A 13,646-nucleotide genomic window follows, 5' to 3' on the forward strand; every position below is an offset into this window, starting at 1 on the left:
CTTTTTAAGTATGAATAACAGCAAAAATAGCATTTTTAATTATAACTCAACAAGCAGATAATTACATTCAATCCACACAGGACATTCAATTGAAGAGGTCTAAATGAATAGTGAAGCAATGCCAGTGGTACAAACCATTGAAACACCCGATTGCAGAGCATTATTTTTAGGCTTTATGAAGCTTGGTTTAATGGGCTTTGGTGGCGTACTTCCACTGGCCCATCGTTTAATTGTTGAAGACCAAAAATGGCTGACAGCTGAAAAATTTACAGATTTACTCGGTGTCTGCCAAATTCTGCCGGGGGGTAATATTGTCAATATGGCTGTCGCAATTGGTTATGATTTTGCAGGCATCAAAGGTGCAATCAGTGCTGTGGTCGGATTGATGTTGGCACCGACAGTGATCGTGATTTCACTGTATCAAATCTATGTCAATTTCCAAGAGATTGTCTTTGTTCGCCACATGATCCAAGGTTTAGCGGCGGCGGCGGCAGGTTTACTGTTTGCCACGGGGTTTAAAATGCTAAAACCGATTATGAAAAGCAAACTAACCTATTTCACCATCTTTCTGACTGTTGTTTTCATGTTACTGGTCAAACTGCCTTTGGCATTCACACTGTTGATTTTAGTCACGGTAAATATGGCAGTTTTAGCATTTAAACAGCGTAGATTCACTCAGGAGTAAAACAAAATGTATGTCCTTATCGCACTCACTTTAGTTTTTACTCAATTGTCATTACTGGCATTTGGCGGTGGAAATGCCATCTTGCCAGAAATGCAACATCAAGTGGTGGTGGTTCATCAGTGGATGACTGCTGAACAATTCAGTTCTATGTTTGCAATGGCACAGGCTGCACCCGGTCCCAACATGATGATTGTGCCGTTGGTCGGCTGGCATGTTGCAGGACCCATGGGATTGCTTGTTACATCTTTTGCCAAATTCGGACCTTCTTCAATTATCACTGTCTATGCCCTGAAATTTTGGAATAATTTTAAAAGCCATCCATTACGTGTGAGATTTGAAAAAGCATTAAAGCCCATTACTGTTGGTTTAGTGCTCGTCAGTGCATGGATTATTGCCCAAGCCTCCGCACAAAATATTTTACTGATCGCAATCGTTGTCCTTACCGTGCTACTCAGCGTATTTAAAAATGTGCATCCCGTATGGTTAATGTTGATTGGTGCAGGAACAGGTGTACTGATTCTGTAGTCACGTTACTATTAGGTTTAACTTTCTTCAACTGAACTTGGAAATCTCGATTTCTATAAAATGCAACGCTTATAAAACACATCGCTAATAAAACCCAAATCCCCTTTAAAGAGGATTTGGTGAATGAATTGAATGCAAATTACTGCTGGTTTTCTAGATCTCGTTCACGACAGGAAAGTTCATAATATTGTGCTTTTGGCAGTTGTTTCAGCTTATAATAATAGTAGTCTGTACTGCTTCGATCCATTTCAGTCAATGAACATTGATTGGCTTTTGCAAATTGAGTTAATTGTTTTAAATCTGTATTTTTTGCGACAAGTGCTCCCCAGCCCTCACTTACACAACATCCTGCATATTTAGACATATACTCATCTGAAACCAAAACGACAGTTTGCCCCATAAAATTTAAGGGTTTCTTGAGTCGATATACATCATTGTAATCATATCTAGAAACTTCTGCCTTTTTATTGATCAGTCCATCTTTGAACATTTTCTTAAAGCTTGGAAATTGTGAAGATGCCTCCCCCATTCCCCGATACACTGTTTGTTGCGCCGCAGCATGATTTACTGTTGCTGCAAACACTAAACCAATACCCAAAAGATACTTTTTCATATTTTTCCTTTTTAATCCTGTATTCATCACTTTTAAAATAAGTCGGCGACTTCTTCCTGTTGTGGATTGAGCTTCAAGCGTTGTTTTCTCAAGCTGAAAAGTATTGCTTTAGAATAAGAAATTTGCATATCTATTTATTACAACGTTCTCAATAAAATTAAGACTAAAGCCGTATAAATTCAACTTAAAACTGCAATCTGAGCATGTTATTTTACCTGAAAGGATAACTATTTTTTGAACAGCAGGTGAAAAAATGTCTAAACAAATTTTGATGTTAGTCGGTGATTATGCTGAAGATTATGAAACCATGGTGCCTTTCCAATTCCTTACAGGATTAGGTTATACCGTCCATGCAGTCTGCCCAGACAAGAAAAATGGTGACAGTATAGCCACGGCAATCCATGATTTTGAAGGTGAACAAACCTATAGTGAAAAACGTGGTCATAACTTTGCAATTAACTATGATTTTGACCAAGTTGATGTGCAAAATTATATCGGCTTGATCATTCCTGGTGGTCGTGCGCCTGAGTATTTGCGAATGAATGCACGTGTTGTTGAAATTGTGCGTGAATTCGATACTGTAAAGAAACCGATTGCCGCAGTCTGTCATGGCGCACAGCTACTGGCTGCCGCTGATGTATTAAAAGGTCGTCTATGTTCTGCCTACCCTGCTTGTGCTGCTGAAGTTAAACTCGCAGGTGGTCAATATGCAGATATAGATGTTACTGAAGCCGTGACTGACGGTCATTTGGTGACTGCGCCTGCATGGCCTGCACATCCGGCTTGGTTAGCACAATTTATTAAAGTTCTTGGCGCCACCATCACTTTATAACCTGAACAGCTAGATTTTGCATGCAAGTCAAAATCTAGCTCTAATCTTGATAAATATTCTTTAGATTACATATCAATACATTACAGCGACGCTTTTTAATTTAAATTTCAGCCTACAGGTCTTCATTTATGTCATGATGAATGAATGAGTTTTTAGTCAAACGACAGGTTAATTTAAAAAATGGAAATCATTGAATTACTTCAACCCGTTACATTAACGAAAGAAAATTTACGTCCAATTACCATTGAAGCCGGGACACTGTTAAAAGTTCTCATGGTTAACCCATCTTCTTATCTGGTGGGTGATGAGTCGGGAACCTCTTTTTTAATCAATTTTGATGAAGAAAATCTGCAATGGAAAAAAATTTAGCCTCTTGATGAACGCGTTAACATTGATTGCTCTATTTCATTCAAACTTGAAGTATTTATTTCAAGGAAGCGTTCTAAGAACTTATATTCGACATCCAGAATATAAGAACGTTTCCATACAGTCATTCATCAATTGAGATGATTTACACATTCATTTTTAAATGGATATTCTCCTGCTCAAAAACCTCTCTCACGCATGCAAGTATATTCGGCACATAGCTGCTTTGGTCCATATTTCGAATAGATAGCGAAATTGGACTATAGGCTTCCACATCTAAAATTGGGATATAGACTAAATTTTTCATCCCGATATCACTGGCACTTTCAGGAATCAAACAGATCCCTTCTCCTGATGATACCAAACCAAGGGCCATATGAATTTCACGCACTTCAACCATATCTTTAGGAACCAGCCCCAATTCAGTAAAAATCGACTGAATCAAGGTAGAGAAATTGGGTTTTTGGGTTGCGGGATAAGAGAAAATCGTTTCATGGGTAATTTGTGATAAATAAAGTCCTTGTTCAATATATTCAGCCAGACGATGATTTTTATGTACAGCCAATTTCAGCTTTTCTTCACGCAATACAATACGCTTAATCGCAGGATCACTAATCCTTAAACGACCAAAACCCAAGTCAATTTTGCCCTGTTTTAATGCTTCGATTTGGTCTTTGGTCCCACACTCAATTAGCTCTACTTGAATATCAGAATGACGCTGGCGAAACAAGTAAATGATTTGGGGTAAGAGTGCATATAAAAGTGAACTGACATAACCAATACGGACAATTTTATTGACTGCACTTATACGTTTCGCCATAGAAGCTGCTTGAGCAGTATGAGTCAGGATCTGTACGGCATGTTGATAAAAAAACTGCCCTGCTTCAGTCGTTCTTACAGGTCTCGAACCCCGTTCAAACAACAAAATCCCCAGTTCTTGCTCAAGATTCTGGATCTGTCGACTCAGCGGGGGTTGAGCAATACATAATTTTTCAGCCGCTTTGGTAATACTTTGCTCTTCTACCACCGTCACAAAGTAACGAAGATGTCTTAATTCCATTTTTTCTATTTCGCCTCTTAATATACCTTTTAAGTATCTAAAAATACCAAATACAGCCTAGTTAAAGATATTACATTAATTTAGGGTATATAAATAGCTTAATACTTAAGAAATTCGCAACATGTATAAGTCCATTGAAACACTCTTAGTCGAGATCCCCACCATTCGCCCTCATAAGATGGCGGTTGCGACGATGCAAACACAAACTTTGGTGCTGATTAAAATCACCACTGAAGATGGTTTCACTGGCTGGGGGGAAGCGACCACGATCGGTGGTTTAGGTTATGGTGAAGAGAGTCCTGAAAGTGTTAAAACCAATATAGACACTTATTTTGCACCCTTGCTCAAGACCTTATCTGGATTGAATATTGCGCAGACGATGCAAATCATTCAACGCAATATTAATGGTAACCGTTTTGCCAAATGTGCGATTCAAACTGCATTACTGGACATTCAGTCCCAACGTTTGGGTATCCCTGTCAGTGAGTTGTTGGGTGGTCGTTTACGTGACAGTATTTCTGTCTTATGGGTATTGGCTTCGGGTGATACGGAAAAAGATATTGCTGAAGCCAAGAAAATGATTGCCGCTAAACGTCATAACATTTTCAAGTTAAAAATTGGTTCACGACCTTTGCAACAGGATGTCGAACATGTTTTGGCAATTAAGCAAGCTTTGGGCGATGAGATTTCAATTCGAGTCGATGTCAATCGGGCGTGGTCTGAATTAACCGCAATTAAAGGCATCAAAATGCTCCAAGATGGCGGAATCGATCTGATTGAACAGCCTTGTGCAATTCAGAATATTGATGCCATGCAGCGCCTAACGGGAAAGTTTGATATTGCGATTATGGCAGACGAGTCCTTGATGGGACCGCAAAGTGCTTATGAACTGGCTAAACGCAATGCAGCATCCGTCTTTGCAGTGAAAGTGGCTCAATCAGGAGGCTTAACCGAAGCATGTGAAGTTGGAAAACTGGCAAACCTCGCAGGTATAGACCTCTATGGTGGCACGATGCTTGAGGGACCTGTAGGCACCATCGCATCTGCACATGTTTTTTCCACATTCAGCAACTTAGCTTATGGCACTGAACTATTTGGTCCTTTACTGCTGACAGAACAAATTTTAAAAACACCACTTCAATATGAAAATTTTGAGCTGAAAATTCCAACAGCTTCTGGATTGGGTATTGAACTGGATGAAAACAAAATTGACCACTTGCGTCGTAAATAATTCAAGGAGTTCGCATGCTTTACCAAGTCAGAATGGATGTAAATATCCCATTGGATATGCCTATTGAAAAAGCCAATGAAATAAAAGCTGTTGAAAAAGCATATTCACAGGATTTACAACGTCAAGGAAAGTGGCGTCATATTTGGCGCATCACAGGTCAATATTCAAATATCAGTATTTTTGATGTTGAGAGTAATGAAGAACTGCACAGTATTTTACAAGGTCTCCCGCTGTATCCATACATGAATATCGAAGTGATGGCTTTAAATCGTCATCCCTCATCTATTCGTGAAGATGACAGCTGAACCATATAGATCGTTTATTTTTTAAATCGTCGTAATTAACAAGGACTGTGGTGCGCAATGGAGCAAGCAAAGCTGTTGGTTTAAATATTTCATTCATCAACCATGAGTAAGCAAAGCAAGCCACGTAAAACCTTTCATACTTCAGGAGAATCAGTATGAACCGCCAAGAAATAGATAAATTAGTTCAACAAATGAATGTAGACACTGCAACAGGTGAAGTAAATCCACGTGTTCAGCAAATTGTCGTTCGATTGCTCGGAGATTTATTCCAGGCTATTGAGGACCTGGATATTTCCCAAACTGAACTTTGGAAGGGTTTAGAGTATTTTACCGATGCAGGACAGGCCAACGAACTGGGGCTTCTTGCAGCAGGTCTGGGTCTAGAGCACTATTTGGATTTACGTGCCGATGAAGCAGATGCGAAAGCAGGTATTACAGGTGGAACACCAAGAACGATTGAAGGTCCTCTATATGTCGCAGGCGCACCTGAATCTGTCGGCTTTGCCCGTATGGATGATGGATGGTTCATCTTTATCGTTTAACGCTTCGCCACCTGTCAAAAACCATGTGACATAAGGATAAGTAACTTCCTCGGGCGCAAGATCACGATAAATTCGATCAGCTACAAGGGTATTTTCTACACTCAGCACATTAAAAATAGGAATCATAACTTAGCCAACTCCTTATCGATTTCAGTGCTAAAAATGCCCGCAAAATTGTTGGTAATGGTATTTACATTGTTTTGCAATGATGGACGCATAAATGGACAAGCAATCATATTCTGAGTGCCGAATTCCAGAAATCGCCAATAAAAAGTATCTCCACCAGGGTTTTGTTTATCCCCATCAGTTTTATATTTTTTACCTGCTAATCCTTTTCGTACATTATCTTTAGATTTCACATAAGACTTTGCACCACCACGAATGCCGACTTTCATCATAACGTCATTGCCAGAAATTCTCCCAGCTTTCACAACAATATTTTTCCAAATCCGTTCTGGACTTTCCAAATCATCCAATTGTTTTGCTTGAGCAATTGCAGCTGCTCTAACAACCGCCATAACTTTTCGAGCAGATCGAGTGGCTGCACGTTTAGCAGCCTTACCATTAGATAAAAGCTCTAACTTGGCTTCGACTTCATCCAAACCGTGAATATATTGTTCTGCCATCAATCACCCCCATTCTTTTAACCCTTCAGCTAAATTCAAAGTGAGATATTCACGACGGCTTTCTAAGTCATGTTTTGGAGCACCATCTATACGGTATAATTTACCATCAAACTTCACTCGCATTGTTGTATCAATTTGAGCAGATTTTGAGGAATAACGTATAAGCGCTCGAGCTTGCATTGTGCCCTGCACGGCACGATCCGCAATAATATCTCGGGTAGATAAATCAGACACGTTTGACCATACTGTTATGAAGTCTTCCCAAACATCACCTGTTTGCATACCAGCTTCATCACGACCACCTGAAACAAGTTTTTGAATCGTGATTCTATGGCGTAATTTTCCAGCTTGCATGGACTAATCATCCCGAAATTGTGGTTTAGGTTCCTGCTCTTGCTCTTCTTCGCCAATCAACTCAATCAGACTTTGAACTTGATTCATCAATTGACTGTTCTGATCCACGATTGAAATCAGCTGTTGATTCTGTGTGCTCATCACTTGATTTTGTGTGGCTATCACTTGATTCTGTGCTGTCATTGCTTCCAGCAACTTGAGGACTGTTTCGTTGCACGAGCATTCGCCAAGATTTTTTTGCTGCTTCGAGTTGTTCGCTGATCCATTCACGTCTTTTCTCACATCCTAAACAGGTCATTTTTGATATGCCTCATAAGTAAATTACAACACCAAAGGTGTGTAATACGGATTAAGCAAAGCCAATACTGGCTCAGGTAAGAAATTGCCATTGGATGGCATTTCTTTTTCAATACCACGGTAATTGTCGTAATAACCACACAACAAAAGAATTGCTCTCTGTTGTACTTTATTTTCAGCATCAAACTTGGTTTTCACATGATCCTTTACAGCCTGCTCTGATGTATCAAGTAGCATTTGTAAATCTTCTTGATCAAAACCTTCGTCATACCTTAAATGTCGAGCAACATCATTAACTGTCAGCATTGTTATTTTCCCCCGTAGATTTTCCAGAATTTCCAGCAAATGGATCATCCTTAGCATCACGTTTAGACAATGCTTCGAGTGAAAAGTTTTGCTGTTGCATATAAACAGAATCACCACCAGCAACAGGACTATAATTAAACTGATTACGAGCCTCATTTGGGGAAATAATGCCACCCTTAACGCCAACAGAATAAAAATTCATTTGTGACATTGAATCCATTCGCAATAAACCTGAAACTTCAATAAAAACTTCATAACCTTTTGCTTTTAAATCAAAGCTATCATCCAAACAGTTTTCAACAGATTCAATCAAAGACTGTAGGCAACTATTAAGATAGATTCTTTCCATATCTTCAGGGTTTGTTCCTGCAGGCAGAGACCCAATGTGGACTTTAAATGGTGGCACGCCCATTACAGAACAACAGATTTCAGCAGACCACTTATGCTGCTCAATCATCTGAGCATCAGAGGCAGGAATAGACATGGCGATATACTTCATATCTCCACCTACAACAGCGGTTTTTCCTACATTATTCCCAGAGTAATTTTCGTTCCAGCGGTCTTGAATATCTTTAGCTTCATCTGGATCGATCTTACCAGGTGCGACCAAAATCCCACTCGGACGCCCCATATTGTGAAAGAAACTAGAACCATATTTTTGGATTTCAGAACCTTGAACCGCAGCCATACTTGCCGCTTGTATTCGACTAATTCCCACCAATGGATGGTAAAGACAATTTTCACGATCGTGAATAATTTCTGAAGCAGGTAAAATCACTGTTTCCAATTGACCTGCTAGGCGATCTATACCAATACTGTAAAATACATTACCTTGTTCATCGACCAATGGTCTGACATTATCAGGATTTAACACCACCAAATGAATGACATTCCCAAATGCATCACGACGCTTAAACACATAAGTATTGCCACGTGTAACCTTTGAAATTATCCAATATTCAATAAATTGCTGCATAGTTTGAAATGGGTTCGGCTTTTCAAAAAAAGGTAATTTCTTATCTTTAGTTTTAACCCAAATCCCATTTTCTTTTTTTCGCAACTCCAATGGGAGTTTACCAATATCCTTTGAAATGGCAGAAATACAAGCAAATACGGCATGAAATAGCAGTAAATCTTCTCGTTTAAGCTCAATATTTCGTTGCCAAGCCCCCATAAATGATTCATACACACTACGCCAGCCACCACCATTTACAGGTGACATGGACTTTTTGCGAAATATTTTGCTCAATAATCCCATTTATTCACCTTTTTGTGCAGATTTTTTCCCATTATCAATAGGATTTTCAGCACTTTCCGCAGCTTCAACCAGCTCACCAAAATCATTTACGACAGGTGTACCATTTAAATTTTTAAGTAAATTTGGTGGTTTTGAAGCATTCTTTTTAACTTTATCGCTTAACAGCTTCGCGACACCGAGCGTAATCAATATATTTGCTTCATATTCCTGCAAATCATGTATAGAACCTGCACGACCTGAACATAAGTCTTTTAAATATTTAACTTTTGGCATTTCAATATTCCTATAAATGCAAAAAGCCTCTAAATAGAGGCTTTTTTAAAGTTAATTTTTATGCAAATTGCAAATATGCAGCAGCATGAACTCGACGTTTCTTCCAACGTATAAAACGTTCAGCGCGAATTGCCATAAGATTACGTTCAAATAAATTAACCCAATCTGGAGCTGCATCAGTCCCCATATTAATGGTTGCTTCAGTACTGATGGCAAAATCCATGCCACCATCATCAGCAAGCAAAATTTCACCTGGTACAACTAGAACGATTTTGTCAGTTACACCTGCTGAAATTTCCACAGGTAAGGTCATCAATTCCTTTTCACCTTTAAGGTTCATACCATCAAAATACTTACGCCCGATTGCATCGCGCATGTTACTTAGATTCGCAGCACGACTTGCAGACATTACCCAATATGCACCTTCAAGGGGAATATTATTATCTGTAAGTACTTTAATTACTTTTTCTAAGTCAGCTTCAATTGCAACTGCTGTTGTTCCAGAGCTATCAATTTTAGTTGACCCCGCCAAAACAGAAGCAGGACTGTCCTCAGTCTCAGCTTTTTCTGGATCAAAGAAATCATTATCAATAAATTCTGCTGTAGATTTAACAAAATCTTCCAAAATGATACGATCTGCTTTTGGTGATGAAAAGCGCATTAACTCTTCTGATAACAAAACAATACCAGCCACTTTAGATTTTGTTAAATTCACAGAACCAAATGTTGGATTCGTTGTTGGCTTACGTTTTGTTTCCCCTACCCAACCAACACTCACAGCTCCCGTTTGAGCAGGCATTTTCACATTAAATGGTACTTCGCGCATACGAGGCGCAAGCTTATCAACAGCGGTTTGACCACGTAATAGTTCAATAAATTCGCCTGTTAGATTTTGAAAATCTACCAATGCCGCACCAAAATCTGCATTGGTTGTTGTACCGATCAATGCTTTTTGACTTACTGCTTTTTTAACGACTTCTGGAGCTTGCCAAGAATCAAGAACTTGAATCGCATTCACAGCACCCTTACTGTGCGCAGCAACTGCCATTGATTTGACCATCATTGCAAAACCGATACCTTTAGGTAAATTACTTTCAGTTTCTACAACTGTTTTGCCTTGATTTGAATCAAGACCTTCTTGTCCATTTTGTCCTGCAACAGGTACTGTGGTTTCACTCCAAGCCGCTTGTGACTTTTCAATATTTTCTAAACGCGATAGATTTTTTTTCATCACATCAATTTCATCTTGAAGTTGCTTAATTTCTGCCTCAACACCTTCATCAGGTGTCACACCCTTTGAAATTGATGCACCTGATTTCACAACAATCTGATCTTGATGTGATTTGATGTTGGCTTTTAATTTAGCAATTTGTTCAGCTAATTTCATACGAGTATTACTCCAGTTTTGTTTGAGTTTTCAGCCAACTTCACAACAATGTGTTTTGACTCAGGCTGAACAGATTTAGGCACTACACATGGCACCGATTTTTCTTCATGCTGGGGCGTAGTTTGGCTTTGCTGATTACTTTGGCAGAATGACTTTATGCCAGTAATTGTTGCTTCCTGATTTGCTGGTATTGTCACAGCTGATAATTCGAGCCATTCCCATTCAAAGAAATGGATACCCCATGATTGTTGAATATCAGCAATTTTTAAGCCTCGTAAACGAATGGACATACCACGAACTAATCCAGTTTTGATGCTGTCCCATGCCAACTGAAGCCGTTCTTTAAGCTCAACAGATTTAACTTGTTCAGCCATTACCATCTGAATTTCAACGTGAATGCCGTCATCCTGAACATCAGCTTTAACTACATTGCCAACAGGTTTTTGATCGTTGTGTTGCCATAGGAATGGAATCGGTAATGTGAACTTAGCGCCATGAGGCTCAACAATGTCATCAACTCGATCAGTCACTGGGGTTGTTGCAATGCCATAAACAATCCCATTCTCTTCATCAAGTGACTTAATTGAGAGCAGGCTATATGCACGATTCATTAATGAATAACTCCTAATTTTTACTACGCTTTAAGCCTGCTTTAAGTGAATCCAACTTTTCACAAGCCAAAAAAAATCGCTCATCAATGTGAGCGACCTCTTGTTCTGTTTTGCCTGATGTTGTACAGGCTCCCAAATGGGAAATTTCATGTCGAAGATGAATCATCTCCAACTTTATTCTTTCATTTCGTGTCATAAAAAATACACTCCATAACTTTGCGCAGGCGGTTCTGGATTTAAGGACATCAAAGCCGTGGCATTTAAACTTGCAATAAATGGATCTATTTTAGCTTTACCACTTTCTTGCTTTGTCACCAGTAAATTATTTCCACTGACTTTACAACGCACATTACCTACAACCCAACTCATCATCGGTTGACCTGCATGTAAGAATTTTCCTTCAGCTATTTTCCGCTCAAGCGTTATTGTTGGTGCAGACAACTTCCATCCCTGCTGAATACCAATCAATAATTCAAAAGGAATACCTGACTCCAATAAACCATCTTGTAATGATGGCATCCCTTCTTTATCCAAGCCTATAGCAAACTTTTCAGGAAACTTCCCAGCATCATATATTTTTTTGAGAATCTCTCCAGCCTGTTTAACGTCGTCACCAATTTTCTCGACGATAACTAAATCACCCTGCCGTGAAAAATCTTCCAAGGCGGGGGCAATTTCTTTACGTCGCTCTAAAGCAATCGGATGCACCCAAGCTCGATTCCAGCCATACCAAATCGATGAATCTTTTTTGTCACGTCCGATCAACGCCATACCGAACAAATCATCCAACCCACCACCATCCAACCCACCAACAATGACGTCACAAAGATCAATTAATTTTTCAATATTTAACCGATCTTTATATTCTGCCATCTGCCAGAAATCAGCACCTGACCACCGATTAGCACGGAGCATCATGCCAATTTCTACATTCAAATGCTTAGCGAGAAAGTCGCGCTTTTCAGTTTCACCCGCATCAACCGCTTTTTGAAACTCAGTTACTAGATAATCAAGATCAACAGAAGCCCCTAGATTTGGATTAGTAATATAAAAATTCTCAGGCAACAAATGCAGATCATTTTCTAAATATTCTTTAGGGAACTCAAACAACAATGGCAAGAATGTAGGATCAATTTTCGTTCCATCTCGCACATCACGGCTATAGTCTAGTAATTGTTTAAATACACCCTGTGGCTGTTCATCTGACATTGTTGAAAGATAAATTACACAACCTTCAGGTCTACTAACTAGACCACCTTTTGCTTCACGAAACATTGATGCTGCTTTTGGTCGTTTACCAAAAATCCAAACCTCATCAAACAAAATCCATGACGCTTTTTTACCTGCCGATGCATCACTATCTGCTGCAACGACCTTAAGAACAGCATGAGTACCAAGATGCGTGACCGTTTTTGTATGTTCAGACACATTCATCATGCCACGCAGCTCTTCATCTTCACGAATGAAGTCACGGATCGGATTAAATGAGTTATCTGCAACTTCCTTTGTCGGAGCAATAATAATCAGCTCGGCAGAATTTCGAGAATTCAGCAACAAAGCCGTCAACATGATGCCTGCCGCAATCGTTGATTTCGTATTTTTCTTTGAAATGAGTAAGAAAAATTCACGAATCAAACGCTTTTTAAGTACAGGATCATAAGCGCCAAAAATCACGCGAACAAACCCAAGCACCCAATCTAATGTGACATCACCCATTTTTGGGCTACCCATCACATCAACTAGAATTAAATCTTTAAAAATTCGTTCAGCAATATCAGCAACATGAGGAAATAATGGCTCACATGGCAACAAACTACGCTTTTCAACAATTCGCAATGCCCAGTCTGGGCATGCTGTTGTCCAAACTGGAGGCATTGCGGTCATTTAATTTCTCAACTGATTCTCTAATGTTGCAAACTTACCTGCTTTCGCAGCTTCTTGAGCATCATTTTCCTTTTGCTCTTTCTTGCCTTTTTCTGCAATTTTACCTGTTTCATATGGCAGCGCTGCTTTGGCTGCTTCAATTCTAGTTTTACGGTCTATACGGGGGTTTTTATAAACATATTGCAAATACTCTAGAGAACTGTTTACACTCTCCATGTCTTTAGTTTCAGCTTGTATTGCCGCTTCACCTAAAGGCATATGCTCCACTCCCCCAGCCCCCCTTAAATTCAAGCTCGCCAGATATGCAACTACGTCAGGATTTTCAGCTAATTGACTTCCACGACTAGCCGCCGATCCTTTTGAATAGCCAGCCAACTCAGCTGCTTCTTTATTTGACTTGCCCTGCATTTTCGCCTGGGCAAAAGCTTTCATCTTTTCAGTTAAAGCCATATTCACCTCAAAACGTCAAAAATTTAAGATATTTATCTGAT

The 13,646-nt window shown here is 39.4% G+C and carries 19 protein-coding genes and 1 pseudogene; 7 read left to right on the plus strand and 13 right to left on the minus strand.

Annotated features, from left to right (window positions below):
* The first annotated feature begins 103 nt into the window (after positions 1-103).
* Together IMO47_RS13975 and IMO47_RS13980 are read left to right on the plus strand one after the other, a co-directional pair.
* Positions 104-685, plus strand: a complete 582-nt coding sequence (locus tag IMO47_RS13975; protein WP_196076350.1) for a chromate transporter — start codon at positions 104-106, stop codon at positions 683-685.
* A 6-nt stretch (positions 686-691) separates the two neighbouring features.
* Positions 692-1,210 (plus strand): chromate transporter, encoded by a 519-nt coding sequence (locus IMO47_RS13980; protein ID WP_196076351.1) that lies wholly within the window; start codon positions 692-694, stop codon positions 1,208-1,210.
* Between the two features lie 139 nt (positions 1,211-1,349).
* On the opposite strand, the gene IMO47_RS13985 is transcribed toward IMO47_RS13980, so the two are convergent.
* Entirely contained in the window at positions 1,350-1,823 is a 474-nt protein-coding gene (locus IMO47_RS13985) for a hypothetical protein (RefSeq protein WP_196076352.1), read from the minus strand.
* A 253-nt stretch (positions 1,824-2,076) separates the two neighbouring features.
* Here IMO47_RS13985 and IMO47_RS13990 point away from each other — a divergent pair, with 253 nt between their 5' ends.
* Positions 2,077-2,655, plus strand: coding sequence for a DJ-1/PfpI family protein (locus IMO47_RS13990; protein ID WP_196076353.1), 579 nt, complete (start codon positions 2,077-2,079; stop codon positions 2,653-2,655).
* Positions 2,656-2,835: 180 nt separating this feature from the next.
* On the plus strand, positions 2,836-3,024 hold the full coding sequence (locus IMO47_RS13995; protein ID WP_004829530.1) for a hypothetical protein: 189 nt from the start codon (positions 2,836-2,838) through the stop codon (positions 3,022-3,024).
* A 142-nt stretch (positions 3,025-3,166) separates the two neighbouring features.
* Here IMO47_RS13995 and catM read toward each other — a convergent pair whose 3' ends face one another.
* Positions 3,167-4,081: a cis,cis-muconate-binding transcription regulator CatM gene (catM, locus tag IMO47_RS14000; RefSeq protein WP_196076354.1), complete on the minus strand. Its 915-nt coding sequence runs from the start codon at positions 4,079-4,081 to the stop codon at positions 3,167-3,169.
* A 121-nt stretch (positions 4,082-4,202) separates the two neighbouring features.
* On the opposite strand from catM, the gene IMO47_RS14005 reads away from it, so the two are divergent.
* The 3 genes and pseudogenes from IMO47_RS14005 to IMO47_RS14015 all read left to right on the plus strand — a co-directional run.
* Positions 4,203-5,312: a muconate/chloromuconate family cycloisomerase gene (locus IMO47_RS14005; protein WP_196076355.1), complete on the plus strand. Its 1,110-nt coding sequence runs from the start codon at positions 4,203-4,205 to the stop codon at positions 5,310-5,312.
* 14 nt (positions 5,313-5,326) lie between these two features.
* A complete protein-coding gene (gene catC, locus IMO47_RS14010; protein WP_196076356.1) occupies positions 5,327-5,617 on the plus strand; it encodes a muconolactone Delta-isomerase in 291 nt (96 codons plus the stop codon).
* 155 nt (positions 5,618-5,772) lie between these two features.
* Positions 5,773-6,138: pseudogene (locus IMO47_RS14015) on the plus strand (dioxygenase); the annotation flags it as partial.
* Between the two features lie 143 nt (positions 6,139-6,281).
* Here IMO47_RS14015 and IMO47_RS14020 read toward each other — a convergent pair.
* The 11 genes from IMO47_RS14020 to IMO47_RS14070 all read right to left on the minus strand — a co-directional run bounded on the left by IMO47_RS14020 (position 6,282) and on the right by IMO47_RS14070 (position 13,605).
* Positions 6,282-6,785, minus strand: coding sequence for an HK97-gp10 family putative phage morphogenesis protein (locus IMO47_RS14020; protein ID WP_196076357.1), 504 nt, complete (start codon positions 6,783-6,785; stop codon positions 6,282-6,284).
* A 3-nt stretch (positions 6,786-6,788) separates the two neighbouring features.
* Positions 6,789-7,139 carry a phage head closure protein gene (locus IMO47_RS14025; protein WP_100885476.1) on the minus strand — a complete coding sequence of 117 codons (351 nt, stop codon included), beginning with the start codon at positions 7,137-7,139 and terminating at the stop codon, positions 6,789-6,791.
* A gap of 3 nt (positions 7,140-7,142) precedes the next feature.
* Entirely contained in the window at positions 7,143-7,322 is a 180-nt protein-coding gene (locus tag IMO47_RS14030) for a hypothetical protein (RefSeq protein ID WP_100885477.1), read from the minus strand.
* Positions 7,323-7,460: 138 nt separating this feature from the next.
* Complete coding sequence (locus tag IMO47_RS14035) at positions 7,461-7,742, minus strand: head-tail connector protein (protein ID WP_100885478.1); 282 nt, start codon at positions 7,740-7,742, stop codon at positions 7,461-7,463.
* A complete protein-coding gene (locus IMO47_RS14040) occupies positions 7,729-9,000 on the minus strand; it encodes a phage portal protein (protein ID WP_100885479.1) in 1,272 nt (423 codons plus the stop codon). The genes IMO47_RS14035 and IMO47_RS14040 overlap by 14 nt, the downstream gene beginning before the upstream one ends.
* On the minus strand, positions 9,001-9,273 hold the full coding sequence (locus IMO47_RS14045; RefSeq protein ID WP_196076358.1) for a hypothetical protein: 273 nt from the start codon (positions 9,271-9,273) through the stop codon (positions 9,001-9,003).
* 58 nt (positions 9,274-9,331) lie between these two features.
* Positions 9,332-10,660: a phage major capsid protein gene (locus IMO47_RS14050; RefSeq protein ID WP_196076359.1), complete on the minus strand. Its 1,329-nt coding sequence runs from the start codon at positions 10,658-10,660 to the stop codon at positions 9,332-9,334.
* The gene (locus tag IMO47_RS14055) at positions 10,657-11,271 is read right to left on the minus strand and encodes an HK97 family phage prohead protease (protein ID WP_196076360.1); all 615 of its coding nucleotides are present in this window, start codon (positions 11,269-11,271) and stop codon (positions 10,657-10,659) included. The genes IMO47_RS14050 and IMO47_RS14055 overlap by 4 nt, the downstream gene beginning before the upstream one ends.
* A gap of 13 nt (positions 11,272-11,284) precedes the next feature.
* Entirely contained in the window at positions 11,285-11,467 is a 183-nt protein-coding gene (locus IMO47_RS14060) for a hypothetical protein (protein WP_100885483.1), read from the minus strand.
* Positions 11,464-13,155: a terminase large subunit gene (locus IMO47_RS14065; RefSeq protein ID WP_196076361.1), complete on the minus strand. Its 1,692-nt coding sequence runs from the start codon at positions 13,153-13,155 to the stop codon at positions 11,464-11,466. Before IMO47_RS14065 ends, IMO47_RS14060 begins: the two co-directional genes overlap by 4 nt.
* On the minus strand, positions 13,156-13,605 hold the full coding sequence (locus IMO47_RS14070) for a hypothetical protein (RefSeq protein WP_196076362.1): 450 nt from the start codon (positions 13,603-13,605) through the stop codon (positions 13,156-13,158). It lies immediately after the preceding gene.
* Positions 13,606-13,646 lie beyond the last annotated feature (41 nt).

The organism is Acinetobacter sp. Res13-Abat-PEC15-P4-01 (genome assembly GCF_015676285.1).
Lineage (GTDB): Bacteria > Pseudomonadota > Gammaproteobacteria > Pseudomonadales > Moraxellaceae > Acinetobacter > Acinetobacter nematophilus.

What these genes read in the sequence shown, in the direction of transcription:
- IMO47_RS13975 (WP_196076350.1), top strand. Translation starts at nt 104, where the DNA reads ATGAATAGTGAAGCAATGCCAGTGGTACAAACCATTGAAACACCCGAT.
- IMO47_RS14070 (WP_196076362.1), bottom strand. Translation starts at nt 13,605, where the DNA reads ATGGCTTTAACTGAAAAGATGAAAGCTTTTGCCCAGGCGAAAATGCAG.
- IMO47_RS14060 (WP_100885483.1), bottom strand. Translation starts at nt 11,467, where the DNA reads ATGACACGAAATGAAAGAATAAAGTTGGAGATGATTCATCTTCGACAT.
- IMO47_RS14020 (WP_196076357.1), bottom strand. Translation starts at nt 6,785, where the DNA reads ATGGCAGAACAATATATTCACGGTTTGGATGAAGTCGAAGCCAAGTTA.
- IMO47_RS13995 (WP_004829530.1), top strand. Translation starts at nt 2,836, where the DNA reads ATGGAAATCATTGAATTACTTCAACCCGTTACATTAACGAAAGAAAAT.
- catM (WP_196076354.1), bottom strand. Translation starts at nt 4,081, where the DNA reads ATGGAATTAAGACATCTTCGTTACTTTGTGACGGTGGTAGAAGAGCAA.
- catC (WP_196076356.1), top strand. Translation starts at nt 5,327, where the DNA reads ATGCTTTACCAAGTCAGAATGGATGTAAATATCCCATTGGATATGCCT.
- IMO47_RS14035 (WP_100885478.1), bottom strand. Translation starts at nt 7,742, where the DNA reads ATGCTGACAGTTAATGATGTTGCTCGACATTTAAGGTATGACGAAGGT.
- IMO47_RS14040 (WP_100885479.1), bottom strand. Translation starts at nt 9,000, where the DNA reads ATGGGATTATTGAGCAAAATATTTCGCAAAAAGTCCATGTCACCTGTA.
- IMO47_RS14005 (WP_196076355.1), top strand. Translation starts at nt 4,203, where the DNA reads ATGTATAAGTCCATTGAAACACTCTTAGTCGAGATCCCCACCATTCGC.
- IMO47_RS14030 (WP_100885477.1), bottom strand. Translation starts at nt 7,322, where the DNA reads ATGACAGCACAGAATCAAGTGATAGCCACACAAAATCAAGTGATGAGC.
- IMO47_RS14050 (WP_196076359.1), bottom strand. Translation starts at nt 10,660, where the DNA reads ATGAAATTAGCTGAACAAATTGCTAAATTAAAAGCCAACATCAAATCA.
- IMO47_RS13990 (WP_196076353.1), top strand. Translation starts at nt 2,077, where the DNA reads ATGTCTAAACAAATTTTGATGTTAGTCGGTGATTATGCTGAAGATTAT.
- IMO47_RS13985 (WP_196076352.1), bottom strand. Translation starts at nt 1,823, where the DNA reads ATGAAAAAGTATCTTTTGGGTATTGGTTTAGTGTTTGCAGCAACAGTA.
- IMO47_RS14055 (WP_196076360.1), bottom strand. Translation starts at nt 11,271, where the DNA reads ATGAATCGTGCATATAGCCTGCTCTCAATTAAGTCACTTGATGAAGAG.
- IMO47_RS14025 (WP_100885476.1), bottom strand. Translation starts at nt 7,139, where the DNA reads ATGCAAGCTGGAAAATTACGCCATAGAATCACGATTCAAAAACTTGTT.
- IMO47_RS13980 (WP_196076351.1), top strand. Translation starts at nt 692, where the DNA reads ATGTATGTCCTTATCGCACTCACTTTAGTTTTTACTCAATTGTCATTA.
- IMO47_RS14045 (WP_196076358.1), bottom strand. Translation starts at nt 9,273, where the DNA reads ATGCCAAAAGTTAAATATTTAAAAGACTTATGTTCAGGTCGTGCAGGT.
- IMO47_RS14065 (WP_196076361.1), bottom strand. Translation starts at nt 13,155, where the DNA reads ATGACCGCAATGCCTCCAGTTTGGACAACAGCATGCCCAGACTGGGCA.